Origin of the sequence: Pseudomonas sp. R9.37, assembly GCF_963878885.1 — a bacterium.
Classification (GTDB): Bacteria; Pseudomonadota; Gammaproteobacteria; order Pseudomonadales; family Pseudomonadaceae; genus Aquipseudomonas.
The window spans coordinates 79,554-95,671 of sequence record NZ_CAWNZA010000032.1; the positions used below are offsets into that span (position 1 = coordinate 79,554).

A 16,118-nucleotide genomic window follows, 5' to 3' on the forward strand; every position below is an offset into this window, starting at 1 on the left:
TCAGGTCACCACTTGGTACTGGAAGCGATCCGAACGGCTGGTGGACTGCGCCAGCTCCACCGGGCGGCCGTCGCGATCGCGGGAAAGGGTGAATACGGTGAGGGCCGGCAAGTGCCGGGGCATCATCAGCAGCGCGGCTTCGTCACGGTTGGGCAAACGCGCGCCGATCAGGCTTTGGGTGCGGGTCAGTGGCAAGTCCCGCTCGCGCAAGTACTGGCGCAACGAGCCGCCGGTGTAATCGGCCAGCAGCGGCGCGCGGCTGGCGCAGTAGCGATGGCGGATCAGGCTGACAGGCTGGTGGTCGAGCTTGCGCAGGGTTTGCAGTTCGATCATCGGCGCCATTTCGGCGATGCCCAACTGCAGCGCTTCGTCTCGGCTGGCGTAGCAGTAGCGGCGCTTGAGCAGCACCGCCTGCACGCCCATGCCCTGAGCCGACAGCGATTGGCTGTAGGACGTCTCGGCGCCCATCGGGTAAATCAGCGGGCGGTCCAGCACCTGAGTGCCCTTGCCCTGGCGGCGCAACAGGCTGCCTTCGAACACCAGTTCGTCGATGGCACGGCGCAAGGTATGGCGGTTGACGCCAAAACGCTCGGCCATGTGCACCTCGCCGGGCAGGAAGTCGCCGGCCTGGTAGCTGCTCAGTTCACGGCGCAGGATGTCCGCGAGTTCGCGGTACACCGGCTCATCTTGTCTAGACAACTGCATGCTTAAAAAAAGCGCCGCGTGGGCACCCCTCTGGCGTCAGATGAACTGCTTGCGCAGGCGTTGGGACAGCACGTCGATACAGCTCACGACAACGATGATCACCAGCAGCACCGCGCAGGTCTGGACGAACTGGAAGGCGCGGATGTTTTCCCAGAGGATCACGCCGATGCCGCCGGCGCCGACCATGCCGACCACCGTGGCCGAACGCACATTGGCTTCGAAGCGATACAGCGCGTAGCTCACCCACAGCGGCATCACTTGCGGGATCACGCCGTAAATCACTTCCTGCAAGGCGCTCGCGCCGGTGGCTCGCACGCCTTCGACCGGGCCTGGGTCAATGGCTTCGACGGCTTCGGCAAACAGCTTGGCGAGCACGCCGGTGGTGCTGATCCACAGGGCCAGAACGCCCGCGAAGGGACCAAGGCCGACGGCGACCACGAACAACATGGCGAACACCATTTCATTGATGGAGCGGAACGCATCCATCACTCGGCGCAGCGGTTGGTGCACCCACCAGGGGGTGATGTTGTCAGCGCACAGGATGCCCAGCGGCACCGAGCACACAATCGCCAGCACTGTGCCCCAGAGGGCGATTTGCACGGTGACGATCATCTCTTTGAGGTAGGAGCGCCATTCGTGGAAGTCGGGCGGAAAGAAGTCGGCGGCGAAAGTCGCCATGTTTCCAGAGTCGCGGTACAGCGCCAGCGGGTTCATCTCCGCGCCGTGCCAGGCCCAGGCCAGCAGGACCAGAAACAGGCCCCAGCCGAGGTATTGCGGCCAAGTGCGTTTGCCTACAGCTTCAGCGTGCAGAGTTGTCATGGGTCACTCTCGGTGTAGGGTTGGAACCGGGCTTGAAGTGGGAGCGGGCTTGCTCGCGAAGGCGGTGAATCAGTCGCCGGATGCGTTGAATGACACACCGTATTCGCGAGCAAGCCCGCTCCCACATAGAGCCCGGTTCCTACAGGGGTTAGCCGTTGGCTGCAGTCTTCTTGTCCAGCTCGGTGATGCGCTGCTGCAGCTTGGCCAGGTCGGCGTCGATGTCCGCCAGCTTCTTGGCCTTGTCAGCGGCTTCGAGGTGGTCGTCAGCGCTGATGGTGGTGCGCTGCTTGAACAGCTCCAGCTGGCGGATCGGCAACAGCTGGTCATCGCTCGACGGCAGGAACTTGCCCAGCTGCATGTTCTTCAGCACGGCCTTCTCTTCATCGGTGTCGCCGTAGTGGGCGAAGAAATCGCGGATCTTGGTCTTCTCGCTGTCGCTCAGCGCCTTGCTCCACACCATCGGGTCAGCCGGGATCAGCGGCGATTTCCAGATCACCTTGAGCATGGCGGCCTTGTCCGGCTGGGTGACTTCAAGGCGGTCCCAGCTTTCGGTGTTGAAGGTGGCAACGTCCAACTGCCCTTTGGCCACGCTGAGTGCGTTGACTTCATGGCTGGAGTTGAGCGTGCGTTTGAACGCGGTGGCGGCATCCACATTGTTCTTGGCAAACACGTAGTAACCCGGCACCAGGTAGCCCGAGGTGGAGTTCGGGTCGCCGTTGCCGAAGGTCAGGTTCTTGGCGTTCTTGAGCATGTCGTCAACGTTGTTGATCGGGCTGTCCTTGCGCACGATCAGCACGCTCCAGTAACCGGCGGCACCGTTGGCGGCGGCGGTCTGGGCGAAGATCTCGCCGTTGGAGCGGTCCACCGCTTCCATCGCCGCCTTGTTGCCGAGCCACGCCACGTCGACTTTGTTGAAGCGCATGCCCTGGATCAGGCCGGCATAGTCGGAGGCGAACGTGGCGTTGATGGTCAGGCCGGTCTTCTTGTGCATGTCATCCAGAAACGGCTGCCAGATGCTCTTGAGGTTCTGCGAGGACTCGGTGGACATGATGCCGAAGTTGATGGTTTTGTCGGCGGCCTGGGCGTTGCCCAGTGCGACGCCGGCCAGCAACACCGCAGACAGAAACACGTGGCCGATACGGTTCAACATGGAAGGAATTCCTGTGGGTCGTGAGTAGGGTTTCAAGCGCGCGCCAGGGCCAGCCGAGGGGTAACGTCGGTGTGGCGGGTCTGGTCGGAAAACATCAGGCTGGTGTCGACGTCGGCACCGTACAAATCGTTGAGGAACTGGCTGCTCATGGCGCTGCCCTGCCCGTCGAAATGAATCCGTCCGCCTTTGAGGGCCACAGCCCGCGGGCAATAACGCATGGCGTAATCGACTTGATGCAGGGTCACCACCACGGTCTTGCCGTCGCGGCGGTTGATATCGGCGAGGATCTCCATGACCTTGCGCGCCGACTCCGGGTCCAGCGATGCGATAGGCTCATCGGCCAGAATCACTTCGGCGCGCTGGGTCAAGGCCCGGGCAATCGCCACGCGCTGCTGCTGACCGCCGGACAAGGTCGACGCACGTTGCGCGGCCAGATCGGCCAGGCCAACACGGGCGAGGGATTCGAGGGCAAAGGCCTTTTCCTCGGCATTGAACAAACCCAGGTTGCCGCGCCAGCGCGGCATGCGGCCCAGGCAACCGAGCAGCACGTTGTCGAGCACGCTCAGGCGATTGACCAGGTTGAACTGCTGGAAGATGTAGCCGATGTCTGCACGCAGCCGCCGCACCTTGCCATTCAACCGTCCACTGGCCTGCACCTCCCGGCCCAGCACCTTGACGCTGCCGCCGTTGCTTTTGTCGCAACAGGCCAGGCCTGCCAAGTGGCGCAGCAACGTGGACTTGCCGGACCCGGAAGCGCCAATCAGCGCGACCATCTCACCGGTAGCAATGGTGAGTTCGAGGTCGACCAATGCGGATTTCTTCGCAAAGGTCTTGTTCAAGTGATCGACATGGATAGCGTGAGTCATGGGCATCTCTGTCTGGTTTGAACAGCCAGGGGATGGCTGCGGTTGAGTTCAAACGACAGTAGGCGCGCCAGGTGTCAGTGCTATTACTTGCACATGACTGGCGGGCGGCGGTTTGATGAAGGTTTTGTGAAAGGTTGGAGGTGGGTATCCAGTGGTCTGCGGGGAAGACGTCTGGCACACTCCGCGCTATCAACTAGCCACTATTTGATGGCACTCCCGCAGCGTTAAAGGAAAAACACGGATGTTCACTGACCAAACACGTCCTCTGGCCTATCACCGACTGTGCGGGCTGACGCTCGCCAGCCTGCTCCTCGCGGGTTGCGCCACCCCTGCCCCTCAACCACCGCCGGTGGCTGTACGCGATCAGTGCTTGGATAAAGGGTCTGCAGCAAGTGCGGCATTCGAGCGTTGCGTGGCCGACCGGCAGGCGCAAAAAGCGAAAATGCTCAAGGACGTCCTCGCCGTGCTCGACACGACGCCCGGTCGCCAACCTTTGGCTGATGCGGGCCCGGACGGTTATCAGCAAGCCGACTTCCCGGAAACGCCCAAGGTCCTGAGCTACCAGGGCGAACGCTCGATCTCGGTCGCTGAAAAACAGGCGCTGCCTTACAAGGTCAGGATCACCTGGAAATACGACTCACCTTTCCCCGTGCCCTTACCGGGCGACGTCTACAGGATGGGCCAAATGCGCCAGCAGGTCGTGCCGGCCGTGGAGGCGCAAGGGCTTGCGAAGTTTGTGTGCACAGTGACGGCTGACCAGCAGGTGCAGTGGATTTTCTACGCCAAAAGTGAAGAGACGTTCATGGCACGGGTGAATGCCGCGCTGGCCAAGAGCGAGCCTTACCCTCTGATATTCACGGCGACTGAAGAGCCCGCACTGAACAGCGACATGGTCAAGACGGGGACACTGCGCATCACGCCCAAAACCTGCATGGAATGATGATCGCGGACACAGCTTGCCTTAAGGTATTCAGTGTCGACCGATCGTTCCCACACTCTGCGTGGGAACGATCGGTATAACGACAGCTGAACAAGACTTTCCCTACGCTCAGTCATTTAACCGCTCTGCATTATGTGGACCGAGCCGTACGCAGGAGGGCCAAGCCCTGCCGGGTCTCCCATTCCCCGGTCGACCAACCTGCGTATGGCTCACCCTTTCCAACCTGCTTTGTGGCGGCTGTGCACGGGAGGCATCGGCCTGCCGGGTTCCTATGACCTGTCAACCACCCCACACACTCCGCCCAACCTCATCTTCACCGTCCGCCCCGGCCTCAGCACCGAAGTTGCCCTGACCACTGCCAGCGAGATGCTGGAATCGGCGACGGTGTGTGCGTACGACTGTGCCGAGCATTTGGAGGGCACAGGCCGCAAGCAGGTGCTGGCGGTGGTGCAGATGAATGAGATTGCTCAGCTGTCAGTAGATCAGGCGCTGGATCGTGAGTGTCCCGCCGCTTGATAGCGCGGTGGTCCCCTGTGGGAGCTGGCTTGCCTGCGATGGCGGTGGGTCCGATGACGGATTTATGGCTGACACACGGCTATCGCAGGCAAGCCCGCTCCCACACTGAGTGTGGTGTACATCAGGGGATTTCTCGCACGATGGCGAAACAGGCCTAACATTCAGATCAGATAGAGCTCAAAACTGTGGGAGCGGGCTTGCTCGCGAAGGCGGTGGGGCAGTGATTGATAGGCTGCCTGACACTGCGCCTTCGCGAGCAAGCCCGCTCCCACATTTGGTCTCCAGTGGATCCAAGAATGCATTCCACGGGTATGAAAAAGGCGACCCGAAGGTCGCCTTTTTTCATTGCGCGTATTGCTTGCTCAACCCCGGCGGTACGCCGTGCACATCGGTCTCTTCCCACGGCCCGTTCGGGCTGATGGAGCGGCTCCAGCCGTTGCTCCAGCGGTAATAGGTGCGCTGGCGGTAGAAGGTGTCGGACTGTTCTTCCAGCACATACACCTGCATCTTGCCGTCCCAGTGGCTGGCGGCGCCCGGTGGTGGGGCGAAGGTCGGCGATTTGCTTGGCAGCGGTTTCGGCGGCGGGGTCACCGGGCCGGACGGTTGGGTGCTTGGCTGGGTCGAAGGGCCCGACGGCGGGATGGTCGGGCCGGTGGGTGCCGGAGGTGGCCGGTGGACCGCACAAGCGCTCAGGCCGAGTATCAGGCTGAGCAGGGTGATGCGTGCAAAGGCGGTCATAGGCGTTTTCCTCGATTTACTTGTCCGGACTGTCGATGGTCAGCTGCTGCAGCGCAGTGGCAGTGCTGGCCAAGGGTTGGCTGCGGCCGATCCACTCGCCAGCGGTCGGTTGACCGGCCCGGGATATGCGCGCAACCAGTTGGACTTCGGGGAAGTTCGACAGTTTCAACTGCGGCATCATCGCGTCCGCATCGCCCAGTTCGACGGTGACAGGCAGTTCGGCGACGGTCACGCGCTTGGCCGCCAGCGGTGCAGGCGGGCCGGAGACGGCACGGGCGAAGATGAACACGCTGTCGGTGGGCAGGGCTTTGGCCTTCACCTCGGCGGACAAATCCACGCGCACTTTAAGAACAGCCTTGGGCGCTTGAGCGACAGTACCGCCGCTCTCCCTGAGCTTTTCCGCCGCTCGGTCGATACCACCTTGCAACGCGACCCTGGAATTGTCTTCCGGTGGCAGCTGCGCCAACAGGCGGTTCCAATAGTCGATGGCGTCCTGATAGCGCTGGCCTTCAAAGGCGGCAATACCCAACAGGCCAAGGCTGGTGACTTCCTTGGGGTCCAGCTTCAAGGCTTCATCGGTCAGCGCCTGCACCTTGGGCGACCACTGTTTGTTGTCGGCAAAATACTGCGCCTGCGCCCACTGGCCGAGCAGTTCCGGCTGGCGACCGGCCAAAGCCACGGTGCGCTCGAAGACTTTGGCCGCATCGGCGGAACGGTCCTGGGCCATGTAGGCGCGACCGAGGAAGTACAACCCTTCCGGCGAATCCGGCTGGGCAGCGGCGGCGCGTTCCAGGCGCTGGGTCATGTCTTGCATCGACACCGGCGGCTGGGAGAATTCGCGGGTGAGTTCAACCTTGTCACTCGCCCCGTAATGCAGGTACAGCGCGACGCCCAGGATCGGCACCAGAAACGCCGCCAAAAACGGCAACGGTTTGCCCAGGCGCGATTCGCGAGGCGTTTCCGCGCCTTCGGTATCGGCCAGCAGCTCACGGGCCGCTTCGGCGCGGCCAGTGTCGAGCTGCGCGGCATTCAGCACGCCTTCGTCCTGCTGCACTTGCAACTCGGCGACGCGTTCCTGGTAAAGCGCTACGTTCAGCGCGGTGCGGTCCTCTTCACGCTGGGCGCGACGGCCGCGCAATACAGGGATCAACAGGAAACTCAGGGCAATCAGGAGCAGCAACCCTGCTGCGAGCCAAAAATCAATCATCAGTCTTGGTGTCCAGCAATTGGTCGAGGCGTTTGCGCTCTTCGGGGGATAACGCGTCAGAGCCATCGGTAGGCGCGGCGCGGCGGCGGCGGACGATCACGGCCATGACCACCACACCGGTCAGCAGCAGCCCGGCGGGGCCGAACCAGAGCAGCGCGGTCTTGCCGGTAAGGGCCGGTTTGTAACGCACGAAATCACCGTAGCGCTCGACCATGAAGTCGATGATCTGCTGGTTGTCCTTGCCCTCCCCCAGCATGCGGAAAATCTCTTTGCGCAGGTCGGCGGCGATGGGCGCGTTGGAGTCGGCGATGTCCTGGTTCTGGCACTTGGGGCAGCGCAGTTCCTTGGTCAGTTCGCGAAAACGCTCACGGTCACCGTCCTTGGCGAATTCGTAGGTGTCGATGGCGGCGTGGGCCACGCCGACCAACCCCAGCGCCAACACGGCAGCGGCTAACAAACGCTTCATGGCTTGGCCTCATCGACCAGCGCCTGGTACTTGGCGGCCAGTTGCTCGCGCCAGACCACTTCATCGATCACACCGACGTACTTGTCACGAATCACGCCTTTGGCGTCGATAAAGAAGGTTTCCGGAGCGCCGTACACGCCGAGGTTCAAACCGAGGTTGCCGTCTTCGTCGCGGATATCCATCAGGTACGGGTTGTGGAACTCCGTCAGCCACTTCAGGGCCGCCGCATTGTCGTCCTTGTAGTTGATGCCGTAGATCACCACGCCCTTCTCGGCGAGTTTGTTCAGCACCGGGTGCTCGACGCGGCACGAGATGCACCAGGTCGCCCACACGTTGACCAGCGCCGGCTTGCCCAGCAGGTCGGCCTGGGTCAGGGTCTTGTCGCCCTGCACGGTCTTCAGGCTGAACGCCGGGAATGGCTTGCCGATCATCGCCGAAGGCAGCTCGGCCGGGTCCAGGTACAAGCCGCGATAAAGAAACACCGCCACCACCAGAAAGGCCGCCAGCGGTAACACCATCAACCAACGCTTCATGCCGGCGCTCCTTGCAGGCCGAGGGCTTCGCGCACTCGGCTTTTTACTTTGACGCGATAACGCCGGTCCAACGCGGCCAGCAAACCACCCACGCCGGTGAGCAACCCACCGAACCAGATCCAGCGCACAAACGGTTTGACGTGCACGCGCACCGCCCAGGCGCCGTCGCCCAGCGGCTCGCCCAGCGCCACATAAAGGTCGCGGGTGAAACCGGCGTCGATGCCGGCCTCGGTCATCATCGAGCTTTGCACGGTGTACAGGCGTTTTTCCGGGTGCAGCACGGCCACTTCCTTGCCGTTGCGCACCACACGAATAGTGCCTTTGTCCGACGTGAAGTTCGGGCCTTCAAAGTGCTTGGCGCCTTCGAAGATGAAGTGGTAACCGGCCAGGTCCATGGACTCGCCGGGCGCCAGGCGCAGGTCGCGCTCGGCGCTGTTCTGGCTGGAGAGCACCACGCCGAGGGCGCACACGGCGATGCCGAGGTGCGCGACCTGCATGCCCCAATAGCTGCGGGTCAATGTCGGCAAGCCTTTGATCAGGCCTTTGTGGCGGGTTTTGTCGACAACGTCGCGCACGCCGGCCAGCAATACCCAGGCGGCGAGCAGGAAAGTCGCGAGCACCGCCCAGTTGAAGTCGCCATAGGCAAAGCCTGCGATCATCGCCAAGGCCACACTGCCCAGCAGCACCGGCATCAGCATGCCAGCCAGCCATTTCACCGGGGTGTCTTTCCAGCGCACCAATACGCCGATTGCCATCACCACCATCAGCAGGCCCATCAGCGGGATAAACAACGCGTTGAAGTACGGCGGGCCAACCGACAGCTTGGCGCCGCTCAGCGCGTCCAGCACCAGCGGGTACAAGGTACCGAGCAGGATCATCGACGCGGCCACCACCAGCACCAGGTTATTGCCCAGCAACAGCGTTTCACGCGACCACAGGTTGAAGCCGACCTGGCTCTTGACTACCGGCGCGCGCAACGCAAACAGGGTGAGCGAGCCGCCCACCACAAACAGCAGGAAGATCAGGATGAACACGCCGCGCGCCGGGTCGGACGCAAACGCATGCACCGACGTCAGCACGCCCGAACGCACAAGGAACGTGCCAAGCAAACTGAGGGAAAACGCGGCGATGGCCAGCAACACGGTCCAGCTTTTGAACACGCCGCGTTTTTCGGTGACCGCCAACGAGTGAATCAGCGCGGTGCCCACCAGCCACGGCATGAACGAGGCGTTTTCGACCGGGTCCCAGAACCACCAGCCGCCCCAGCCAAGTTCGTAATAGGCCCACCACGAGCCCAAAGTGATGCCGATACCGAGAAAGGCCCAGGCGACGATGGTCCACGGCCGCGACCAGCGCGCCCAGGCGGCATCCAGACGCCCGCCGAGCAAGGCGGCGATGGCGAAGGCAAAGGCCACCGAGAAACCCACGTAACCCATGTAGAGCATCGGCGGGTGCACGATCAGGCCGATGTCTTGCAGCAATGGGTTGAGGTCATGCCCGTCCACCGGGATCTGCGGCAGGATGCGGCTGAATGGGTTGGAGGTCATGATCAGGAACAGCAGAAACCCAATGCTGATCATGCCCATCACCGCCAGCACCCGCGCCAGCATGACTTGCGGCAGTTGGCGCGAGAACACCGACACGGCGAAGGTCCAGCCGCCGAGAATCAAGGCCCACAACAGCAACGAGCCTTCGTGGGCGCCCCACACGGCGCTGAATTTGTAGTACCAGGGCAGCGCGCTGTTGGAGTTGTTGGCGACATAGGCGACAGAAAAGTCGTCAGTCATGAAGGCATAGGTCAGGCAACCAAACGCGAACAACAGAAAGGCAAACTGGCCCCAGGCGGCCGGCTGGGCCAGGCTCATCCACAAGCGGTCGTCGCGCCAGGCGCCAAGCAACGGCACCACGGCCTGCACGATGGCAAAGCACAGGGCGAGGATCATCGCCAACTGGCCCAGCTCGGGAATAAACAGTGCGGACGTCATCAACTTAGCCCTCCTTTGCTGGGGTTGGAGCGGGTTGGCCGCTGTCTTTCAGGGCCTTGGTGACTTCCGGCGGCATGTATTTCTCATCGTGCTTGGCCAGCACTTCATCGGCGACCACCACGCCGTCGGCATTGAGCTTGCCGAGGGCGACGATGCCCTGGCCTTCGCGGAACAGGTCCGGGAGGATGCCGCGATAGGTGATGGTCACGGCCTTGTTGAAGTCGGTGACCACGAAGGTGACGTCGAGGGAATCACCGGAACGTTTCAGCGAGCCCTTCTCCACCATGCCGCCCGCGCGAATACGCGTGTCTACCGGCGCTTCGCCGTTGGCGATCTGGGTCGGGGTGTAGAACAGGTTGATGTTCTCCCGCAGGGCGCTCATCGCCAGGCCCACGGCAACACTCACACCGACCAGGATGGCCAGGATGATCAACAGACGCTTTCTACGCAGCGGATTCACTTATCGGTCTCCCGGCGCAAACGACGCGCCTCTTGTTGCAGGTAACGCTTGCGGGCCAGGATCGGCGCGGCGACGTTGAGGGCCAGCACTGCCAGGCAGATGCCATAGGCCGTCCAGACATACAGGCCGTGGTGGCCCATGGCGAGAAAATCACTGAAAGAGTTGAAACTCATCCCCGCGCTCCCAGGCTGTTTTGCACTTCGGCCTTGACCCAGCTGGTGCGGGCCTCACGCTTGAGCACTTCCAGACGCATGCGCATCAGCAGCACGGCGCCGAAGAAGCAGTAGAAACCCAGCACCATCAGCAGCAGCGGCGCCCACATTTCCACGGGCATCGCCGGTTTTTCGGTCAGGGTGAAGGTGGCGCCCTGGTGCAGGGTGTTCCACCACTCCACCGAGTATTTGATGATCGGGATGTTGATCACGCCGACAATCGCCAGCACCGCGCAGGCCTTCGCGGCGCTGTCGCGGTTGCTGATGGCATTGCCCAGGGCGATAAGGCCAAAGTACAGAAACAGCAGGATCAGCATCGAGGTCAGTCGCGCGTCCCACACCCACCATGAACCCCAGGTCGGCTTGCCCCAGATGGCGCCAGTGACCAGCGCCACGGCGGTCATCCACGCGCCGATGGGCGCCGCGCATTGCAGGGCGACGTCGGCCAGTTTCATCTTCCACACCAGCCCGACCACGCCGCACACGGCCAGCATCACGTAGCAGGACTGCGCCAGCATCGCGGCGGGCACGTGGATATAGATGATGCGAAAGCTGTTGCCTTGCTGGTAGTCCGGCGGTGCGAAGGCCAGGCCCCAGACCAGGCCTATGCCGATCAGCAACACGGCGGCGACGCTCAACCACGGCAGCAGCTTGGCGCTGATGCCGTAAAACCATTTGGGCGAGCCGAGCTTGTGAAACCAGGTCCAGTTCATTGCTGTTTCCATCACGGTGGTTTCTCGTCTTGGCGAGAAACTCAGGGTCTTTACTGGTTAATAACGCTTAACCAGACCTCATTATTCGCCGACGCTGATCTTCAGGCCAGCCGCTATAGCAAAGGGTGTCAGGGTTACCGCCAGGGCGGTCAGGCTGCCAAGCCACAGGAGGTAACCGGTCGCCGGCATGCCCATGAGCGCGGCCTGCAAGGCGCCGCTGCCCAGGATCAACACCGGGATATACAAAGGCAGAATCAGCAGGGCCAGCAACAGGCCACCCCGCTTCAAACCGACGGTCAACGCTGCGCCCACCGCCCCCAACAGGCTGAGCACCGGCGTACCGAGCAACAAGGACAGCAACAATACCGGCAGGCATTCGACGGGCAAGCCCAGCATCATCGCCAGCAACGGTGAGAGCAAGACTAGCGCGAGGCCGGAAAAAGCCCAGTGTGCCAGTACCTTGGCCAAAACCAGAAGTGGCAGCGGGTGCGACGAAAGGACCCACTGTTCGAGGGAACCGTCTTCGAAATCGCTGCGAAACAGCCCGTCCAGCGAGAGCAGCACCGATAAAAGCGCAGCGACCCACACCAACCCTGGGGACAAGGTTTGCAACAGTTTAGTCTCGGGACCGACCGCCAACGGGAACAAGGCGATGACGATGGCAAAGAACACCAGCGGATTGGCCAATTCAGCCGGGCGCCGGCACAACAGCCGTGCTTCACGGGCGACCAGCAGCGCGAACACACTCATACCGACCACCGGCCCAAATCCAGATCACGGTAACCGGCGGGCATGCGCGTCAGCGTGTGGTGCGTGGTGAGCACCACTGAACCGCCCTGCTCGCAGTGCCGGGCCAGGTGTTCTTCGAGCTGGGCGACGCCTTGTTTGTCGAGGGCGGTGAACGGTTCGTCGAGAATCCACAGCGGCGGGCCCGGCAGGTACAAGCGCGCCAGCGCTACGCGTCGCTGCTGGCCGGCGGACAGGGTATGGCAGGGAACATCTTCAAAGCCTTTGAGGCCGACGGCCGCCAGGGCTTGCCAAATGGCATCACGGGAGGCCGGGTGATGCAGGGCGCTGAGCCAGCTGAGGTTCTCTTCCGGCGTGAGCACGTCCTTGATGCCGGCGGCGTGGCCGATCCAGACAAGGTTGCGGGCCAGCTCAGTGCGTTGTTCGTTGAGCGGCTTGCCGTTGAGACGCACACCCCCTGCCGTCGGCTGCATCAAACCGGCCAGCAGGCGCAGCAAACTGGTCTTGCCGCTGCCGTTGGGGCCGCTGATTTGCACCATGTCGCCGCCCGTCAGACGCAGTTCGAGGTGTTCGAACAGCATCCGCAGGTCGCGTTCACAGGCGAGCGCTACGGCTTCAAGAAGAGGGCTGGTCAAGAGATCGCGGGCCTTTACGGTTCAAGTCGGCGGTGCAGCGGCCGTTATAGAGAGATGCACAATAACGGCTTTGGCGACCGATTTTAGAGAGCTGGATCAAATAGTTGTGAGGTTTTTACCGCTCTCTTTGCAGACGGGCGGCATTATACATGTGATGCCCTACTCTAAAGAGGGCAATTTCCCCAGAGACGATGCGCACGATGACCGGTGAGATCAACCTTCCTACGCTGCCTCCTGCCCCGGCGCCCGGGCCTGCCCCGCTGCCGCCGACCGGCGAGTTGCTCAAACTGCTGGAGCCGCAGGCCGGACTGATCGACCCTGGGAAAACCGCCAACGCCGAGGTGATCGCGCTTAAACAAGGCGGCGATGCGTTTCAGCTGTTGCTCAAATTGACCCTTGAAGGCGGCCGCCAGACCCTGGTGCAAGCCAGCAGCGCCCAGCCTCTGCCGTTGGGCAGCAATGTAGCGGTGAGCCAGACGCCAGCCGGCAACCTGACCCTCTCGCTGCAGCAGGCCTTGAGCGCCAACGTGGCCGCCCTCACCCGTATCGACACCACGCAAATGCCGGTGGGCACGCTGTTGCAAGCCAAGGTGCTGACCACCCAGATGTTGCCGCAAGGCACCACGCAACCGGCGATCTATCGCTCGCTGGTGACGGTGCTCAACAACGCCCTCGCCGGCACCACGCTGACGTTGGAAAGCCCGCAGCCACTGCGGGTGGGCAGCTTGCTCAGCGCCGTGGTGCAAAATGCGCAAACCTTGAACTTCGTGCCGTTGAGCGGGCTCAAGGATCAATTGGCCGTGGCTCAACAGCTTTCCACCCAGCAAAGTCGCCAAGGCTCGCTGGACGTGGTCTTCACCGCCCTGCAAAACCTGCCCACCGACGACAGCACGTCCACCGACCTGCGCGCCGCGGCGGCGCGGTTGCTGGCGGCGTTGCCCGACCTGGCACAAGTGAGCAACCCCAAGGTGTTGGCGCAGCTGGTACAGAACAGCGGCGCGTTTCTGGAGGCCAAGTTACTCGCCGGGCAAAACCCGCAAATCCCGCCGCTGGACATGAAAGGCGCATTGCTGCGCCTGGTCGCCGACTTGCTGCCGGCCCTGCCCAGTGCCACCAACCTCAATGCCATCCTCGCCGCCAATACCCTGGCTCAGGTACTGCCCAATTTTGTGCGTAACCCGCTGAATACGCTCGGCCAGATCGGCGCGCGCCAGGCACCCGCCGGCTTTCCGCTGCCGGATCGGTTGATGCAGCGCCTGGAAGGCGAAAGCGACCTGGAAAACCTGCTGCGCCTGGCCGCCGGTGCGATTTCGCGCCTGCAAAGCCATCAGCTGTCGAGCCTGGAGCAAACCGGCACCACCGCCGATGGCCGCTTGCAAACCACCTGGCAACTGGAAATCCCCATGCGCACGTTGCAGGACATCGTGCCGTTGCAGGTCAAGTTCCAGCGCGAGGAACCGACGCCGGACAAGGACCAGCCCGAACGCAAAGACAAGAAAGACCCCAAGCAGATGCTCTGGCGCGTCGAGTTGGCGTTCGACATGGAGCCGCTGGGGCCATTGCAGGTTCAGGCGCAACTGACCCAGGGCAAACTGTCCAGCCAGCTGTGGGCAACCCGGCCCTTTACCGCCAGTTTGATCGAAAGCCACTTGGGCCATTTGCGCGAGCGCCTGGTGACCTCGGGCCTCAACGTCGGCGACCTGGATTGCCACCTCGGCACCCCACCGCGCGGACCAAGAACCGGCCTGGAACAACGCTGGGTGGATGAAACCGCATGAAAAATCCAACCCCACCACGCCAGGCGATTGCCCTCAAGTACGACGGCCAGCAAGCGCCGACCTTGACGGCCAAGGGCGACGACGCCCTGGCTGAAGCCATTTTGAAGTTGGCGCGGGAAAATGAAGTGCCGATCTATGAGAACGCCGAGCTGGTGAAGCTGCTGGCGCGCATGGAGCTGGGCGACAGCATTCCGGAGGAGTTGTACCGCACGGTGGCAGAAATTATCGCGTTTGCGTGGACGCTCAAGGGCAAGTTCCCGGTAGGCTACGACCCGAACGCCGAGCCGGTGGAGCGGGATGTGACTGAGCGTGGGGATGATTACTGAGCATCTCAGACATTCACGCATACACATGTGGGAGCTGGCTTGCCTGCGATAGCGGTGTGTCAGCTTGCTTATCTGGAACAGGTAGACCGCTATCGCAGGCAAGCCAGCTCCCACAGTCTATTGTCAGTTCAGGACTTCACTCAGGGGAATGAAATTGACCCGATCCCCAATAGCCAGCGTCGTCCCTTCCAGCACCTCCACAAACCCTTCCGCCCACGCCGCGCTGCGCAGCACGCCGGAGCTCTGGTTGCGGTAGATGATCGCCTTGCCTTGCTCGATACGCCCGCGCAGGTACTCGCGGCGGTTGCCCGGCTTGGGCCAGGTGAAACCCACCGGCACTTCAAAACGCAATGGCTCGACATCTTGCACGCCTTGGCGGCGCAGCAGATAAGGCCGCGCCAGCAGCGCAAAGGTCACCAGGGTCGAGGCCGGGTTGCCGGGCAGGCCGATCACCGGCACACCGCGAAAATGCCCGAAGGTCAGCGGTTTGCCTGGTTTGATCGCCAGCTTCCACAGGGCCAACTCGCCCTCCTCACGCAGGGCGATACCGAGAAAGTCAGCCTCGCCCACCGACACACCACCGGTCGACAGAATCAGATCGACAGTGCCCAGGTCCGACAGGCGTTTGCGGGTTTTCTCCAGGTCATCCGGCAGAATCCCGGCGTCGATCACCTCGCAGCCCATGCGCGCCAGCCAGCTGCACAGCACGCGTCGGTTGCTGTTGTAGATCTGCCCCGGGCCGAGCGGCAAACCGGGCTCGATCAACTCGTCGCCGGTGGACAACACGGCCACGCGCACGCGGCGCACCACGTTCAAGCGGTCGTGCCCCAGTGAGGCGGCCAGGCCCAGCTCGATCGGGCCCAGGCGAGTGCCGGCGCTCAACACCAACTCGCCGACGGTGGTTTCCTGGCCTTGCGGGCGGATGTTCTGACCCACCTGCAAAGGTTCGGTGAAACTCACACGCTCATCGGCGTGGACCACGGCATTTTCCTGCATTTCTACACAATCGGCGCCTTCGGGCACCGGTGCGCCGGTGAAGATGCGTGCACAGGTGCCAGCCGCCAACGGCTGCGGCGCCTGACCGGCGAAGATGCGCTGGCTGACGGGCAACGGCTCGCCGTTCCAGTCCGCCAGGCGCAGGGCGTAACCGTCCATGGCGCTGTTCGGCCAGGGCGGCAAGTCGAGCGTAGAGATCAGGTCTTGCGCGAGCACGCGGCCGTCGCAGTCGGCCAGCGGCACCACGTGCGGATCACGGATCGGCGCGGCTTCGGCCATGTCCAGCAGTTGGCGCAGCGCGTCTTCCACTGGCATCAGGGCGCCGG

The 16,118-nt window shown here is 62.8% G+C and carries 19 protein-coding genes; 4 read left to right on the forward strand and 15 right to left on the reverse strand.

What is annotated here, in order from left to right:
* From phnF to phnC, 4 genes are all read right to left on the reverse strand, one after another.
* Nucleotides 1-705 carry a phosphonate metabolism transcriptional regulator PhnF gene (gene phnF, locus AACU78_RS16085; RefSeq protein WP_164487918.1) on the reverse strand — a complete coding sequence of 235 codons (705 nt, stop codon included), beginning with the start codon at nucleotides 703-705 and terminating at the stop codon, nucleotides 1-3.
* A gap of 36 nt (nucleotides 706-741) precedes the next feature.
* Nucleotides 742-1,524 (reverse strand): phosphonate ABC transporter, permease protein PhnE, encoded by a 783-nt coding sequence (gene phnE, locus AACU78_RS16090; RefSeq protein WP_017136208.1) that lies wholly within the window; start codon nucleotides 1,522-1,524, stop codon nucleotides 742-744.
* 148 nt (nucleotides 1,525-1,672) lie between these two features.
* Nucleotides 1,673-2,674, reverse strand: a complete 1,002-nt coding sequence (phnD, locus tag AACU78_RS16095) for a phosphonate ABC transporter substrate-binding protein (protein ID WP_106576784.1) — start codon at nucleotides 2,672-2,674, stop codon at nucleotides 1,673-1,675.
* 32 nt (nucleotides 2,675-2,706) lie between these two features.
* Nucleotides 2,707-3,540: a phosphonate ABC transporter ATP-binding protein gene (gene phnC / locus AACU78_RS16100; RefSeq protein ID WP_106576785.1), complete on the reverse strand. Its 834-nt coding sequence runs from the start codon at nucleotides 3,538-3,540 to the stop codon at nucleotides 2,707-2,709.
* Nucleotides 3,541-3,781: 241 nt separating this feature from the next.
* Between phnC and AACU78_RS16105 the strand changes: the two genes are divergently transcribed.
* Nucleotides 3,782-4,480, forward strand: a complete 699-nt coding sequence (locus AACU78_RS16105) for a DUF695 domain-containing protein (RefSeq protein ID WP_256586932.1) — start codon at nucleotides 3,782-3,784, stop codon at nucleotides 4,478-4,480.
* 204 nt (nucleotides 4,481-4,684) lie between these two features.
* Nucleotides 4,685-4,996 carry a DUF6124 family protein gene (locus tag AACU78_RS16110; protein WP_256586933.1) on the forward strand — a complete coding sequence of 104 codons (312 nt, stop codon included), beginning with the start codon at nucleotides 4,685-4,687 and terminating at the stop codon, nucleotides 4,994-4,996.
* 342 nt (nucleotides 4,997-5,338) lie between these two features.
* Here AACU78_RS16110 and AACU78_RS16115 read toward each other — a convergent pair whose 3' ends face one another.
* The 10 genes from AACU78_RS16115 to ccmA form a co-directional block, all read right to left on the reverse strand.
* Nucleotides 5,339-5,734, reverse strand: a complete 396-nt coding sequence (locus AACU78_RS16115; protein WP_106576786.1) for a hypothetical protein — start codon at nucleotides 5,732-5,734, stop codon at nucleotides 5,339-5,341.
* A gap of 16 nt (nucleotides 5,735-5,750) precedes the next feature.
* Nucleotides 5,751-6,941: a c-type cytochrome biogenesis protein CcmI gene (gene ccmI / locus AACU78_RS16120; protein ID WP_106576787.1), complete on the reverse strand. Its 1,191-nt coding sequence runs from the start codon at nucleotides 6,939-6,941 to the stop codon at nucleotides 5,751-5,753.
* On the reverse strand, nucleotides 6,934-7,407 hold the full coding sequence (locus tag AACU78_RS16125) for a cytochrome c-type biogenesis protein (RefSeq protein WP_106576788.1): 474 nt from the start codon (nucleotides 7,405-7,407) through the stop codon (nucleotides 6,934-6,936). The genes ccmI and AACU78_RS16125 overlap by 8 nt, the downstream gene beginning before the upstream one ends.
* Nucleotides 7,404-7,940 (reverse strand): DsbE family thiol:disulfide interchange protein, encoded by a 537-nt coding sequence (locus AACU78_RS16130; protein ID WP_106576789.1) that lies wholly within the window; start codon nucleotides 7,938-7,940, stop codon nucleotides 7,404-7,406. The genes AACU78_RS16125 and AACU78_RS16130 overlap by 4 nt, the downstream gene beginning before the upstream one ends.
* Complete coding sequence (locus AACU78_RS16135; protein ID WP_106576790.1) at nucleotides 7,937-9,925, reverse strand: heme lyase CcmF/NrfE family subunit; 1,989 nt, start codon at nucleotides 9,923-9,925, stop codon at nucleotides 7,937-7,939. Before AACU78_RS16135 ends, AACU78_RS16130 begins: the two co-directional genes overlap by 4 nt.
* A 4-nt stretch (nucleotides 9,926-9,929) precedes the next feature.
* Nucleotides 9,930-10,385, reverse strand: a complete 456-nt coding sequence (gene ccmE / locus AACU78_RS16140; protein WP_106576791.1) for a cytochrome c maturation protein CcmE — start codon at nucleotides 10,383-10,385, stop codon at nucleotides 9,930-9,932.
* The gene (gene ccmD / locus AACU78_RS16145; protein WP_106576792.1) at nucleotides 10,382-10,558 is read right to left on the reverse strand and encodes a heme exporter protein CcmD; all 177 of its coding nucleotides are present in this window, start codon (nucleotides 10,556-10,558) and stop codon (nucleotides 10,382-10,384) included. The genes ccmE and ccmD overlap by 4 nt, the downstream gene beginning before the upstream one ends.
* On the reverse strand, nucleotides 10,555-11,310 hold the full coding sequence (locus tag AACU78_RS16150; protein WP_106576793.1) for a heme ABC transporter permease: 756 nt from the start codon (nucleotides 11,308-11,310) through the stop codon (nucleotides 10,555-10,557). The genes ccmD and AACU78_RS16150 overlap by 4 nt, the downstream gene beginning before the upstream one ends.
* An 81-nt stretch (nucleotides 11,311-11,391) precedes the next feature.
* Nucleotides 11,392-12,060, reverse strand: coding sequence for a heme exporter protein CcmB (gene ccmB, locus AACU78_RS16155; RefSeq protein WP_003189951.1), 669 nt, complete (start codon nucleotides 12,058-12,060; stop codon nucleotides 11,392-11,394).
* Nucleotides 12,057-12,692 (reverse strand): cytochrome c biogenesis heme-transporting ATPase CcmA, encoded by a 636-nt coding sequence (gene ccmA, locus AACU78_RS16160; RefSeq protein WP_106576794.1) that lies wholly within the window; start codon nucleotides 12,690-12,692, stop codon nucleotides 12,057-12,059. Before ccmA ends, ccmB begins: the two co-directional genes overlap by 4 nt.
* A gap of 200 nt (nucleotides 12,693-12,892) precedes the next feature.
* Here ccmA and fliK point away from each other — a divergent pair, with 200 nt between their 5' ends.
* Together fliK and AACU78_RS16170 are read left to right on the forward strand one after the other, a co-directional pair.
* Nucleotides 12,893-14,470 (forward strand): flagellar hook-length control protein FliK, encoded by a 1,578-nt coding sequence (gene fliK / locus AACU78_RS16165; protein WP_106577282.1) that lies wholly within the window; start codon nucleotides 12,893-12,895, stop codon nucleotides 14,468-14,470.
* Nucleotides 14,467-14,796 (forward strand): EscU/YscU/HrcU family type III secretion system export apparatus switch protein, encoded by a 330-nt coding sequence (locus AACU78_RS16170; protein WP_053255183.1) that lies wholly within the window; start codon nucleotides 14,467-14,469, stop codon nucleotides 14,794-14,796. Before fliK ends, AACU78_RS16170 begins: the two co-directional genes overlap by 4 nt.
* 123 nt (nucleotides 14,797-14,919) lie before the next feature.
* Here AACU78_RS16170 and AACU78_RS16175 read toward each other — a convergent pair whose 3' ends face one another.
* A complete protein-coding gene (locus tag AACU78_RS16175; RefSeq protein WP_106577283.1) occupies nucleotides 14,920-16,107 on the reverse strand; it encodes a molybdopterin molybdotransferase MoeA in 1,188 nt (395 codons plus the stop codon).
* Nucleotides 16,108-16,118: the final 11 nt, after the last annotated feature.

Excerpts from the sequence above, each read along its gene's own strand:
- AACU78_RS16175 (WP_106577283.1), bottom strand. The coding sequence starts at position 16,107 with ATGCCAGTGGAAGACGCGCTGCGCCAACTGCTGGACATGGCCGAAGCC.
- ccmI (WP_106576787.1), bottom strand. The coding sequence starts at position 6,941 with ATGATTGATTTTTGGCTCGCAGCAGGGTTGCTGCTCCTGATTGCCCTG.
- AACU78_RS16105 (WP_256586932.1), top strand. The coding sequence starts at position 3,782 with ATGTTCACTGACCAAACACGTCCTCTGGCCTATCACCGACTGTGCGGG.
- phnD (WP_106576784.1), bottom strand. The coding sequence starts at position 2,674 with ATGTTGAACCGTATCGGCCACGTGTTTCTGTCTGCGGTGTTGCTGGCC.
- fliK (WP_106577282.1), top strand. The coding sequence starts at position 12,893 with ATGACCGGTGAGATCAACCTTCCTACGCTGCCTCCTGCCCCGGCGCCC.
- phnF (WP_164487918.1), bottom strand. The coding sequence starts at position 705 with ATGCAGTTGTCTAGACAAGATGAGCCGGTGTACCGCGAACTCGCGGAC.
- AACU78_RS16125 (WP_106576788.1), bottom strand. The coding sequence starts at position 7,407 with ATGAAGCGTTTGTTAGCCGCTGCCGTGTTGGCGCTGGGGTTGGTCGGC.
- phnC (WP_106576785.1), bottom strand. The coding sequence starts at position 3,540 with ATGACTCACGCTATCCATGTCGATCACTTGAACAAGACCTTTGCGAAG.
- AACU78_RS16135 (WP_106576790.1), bottom strand. The coding sequence starts at position 9,925 with ATGACGTCCGCACTGTTTATTCCCGAGCTGGGCCAGTTGGCGATGATC.
- AACU78_RS16110 (WP_256586933.1), top strand. The coding sequence starts at position 4,685 with ATGGCTCACCCTTTCCAACCTGCTTTGTGGCGGCTGTGCACGGGAGGC.
- AACU78_RS16130 (WP_106576789.1), bottom strand. The coding sequence starts at position 7,940 with ATGAAGCGTTGGTTGATGGTGTTACCGCTGGCGGCCTTTCTGGTGGTG.
- ccmB (WP_003189951.1), bottom strand. The coding sequence starts at position 12,060 with ATGAGTGTGTTCGCGCTGCTGGTCGCCCGTGAAGCACGGCTGTTGTGC.
- AACU78_RS16150 (WP_106576793.1), bottom strand. The coding sequence starts at position 11,310 with ATGAACTGGACCTGGTTTCACAAGCTCGGCTCGCCCAAATGGTTTTAC.
- phnE (WP_017136208.1), bottom strand. The coding sequence starts at position 1,524 with ATGACAACTCTGCACGCTGAAGCTGTAGGCAAACGCACTTGGCCGCAA.
- ccmD (WP_106576792.1), bottom strand. The coding sequence starts at position 10,558 with ATGAGTTTCAACTCTTTCAGTGATTTTCTCGCCATGGGCCACCACGGC.
- AACU78_RS16170 (WP_053255183.1), top strand. The coding sequence starts at position 14,467 with ATGAAAAATCCAACCCCACCACGCCAGGCGATTGCCCTCAAGTACGAC.
- AACU78_RS16115 (WP_106576786.1), bottom strand. The coding sequence starts at position 5,734 with ATGACCGCCTTTGCACGCATCACCCTGCTCAGCCTGATACTCGGCCTG.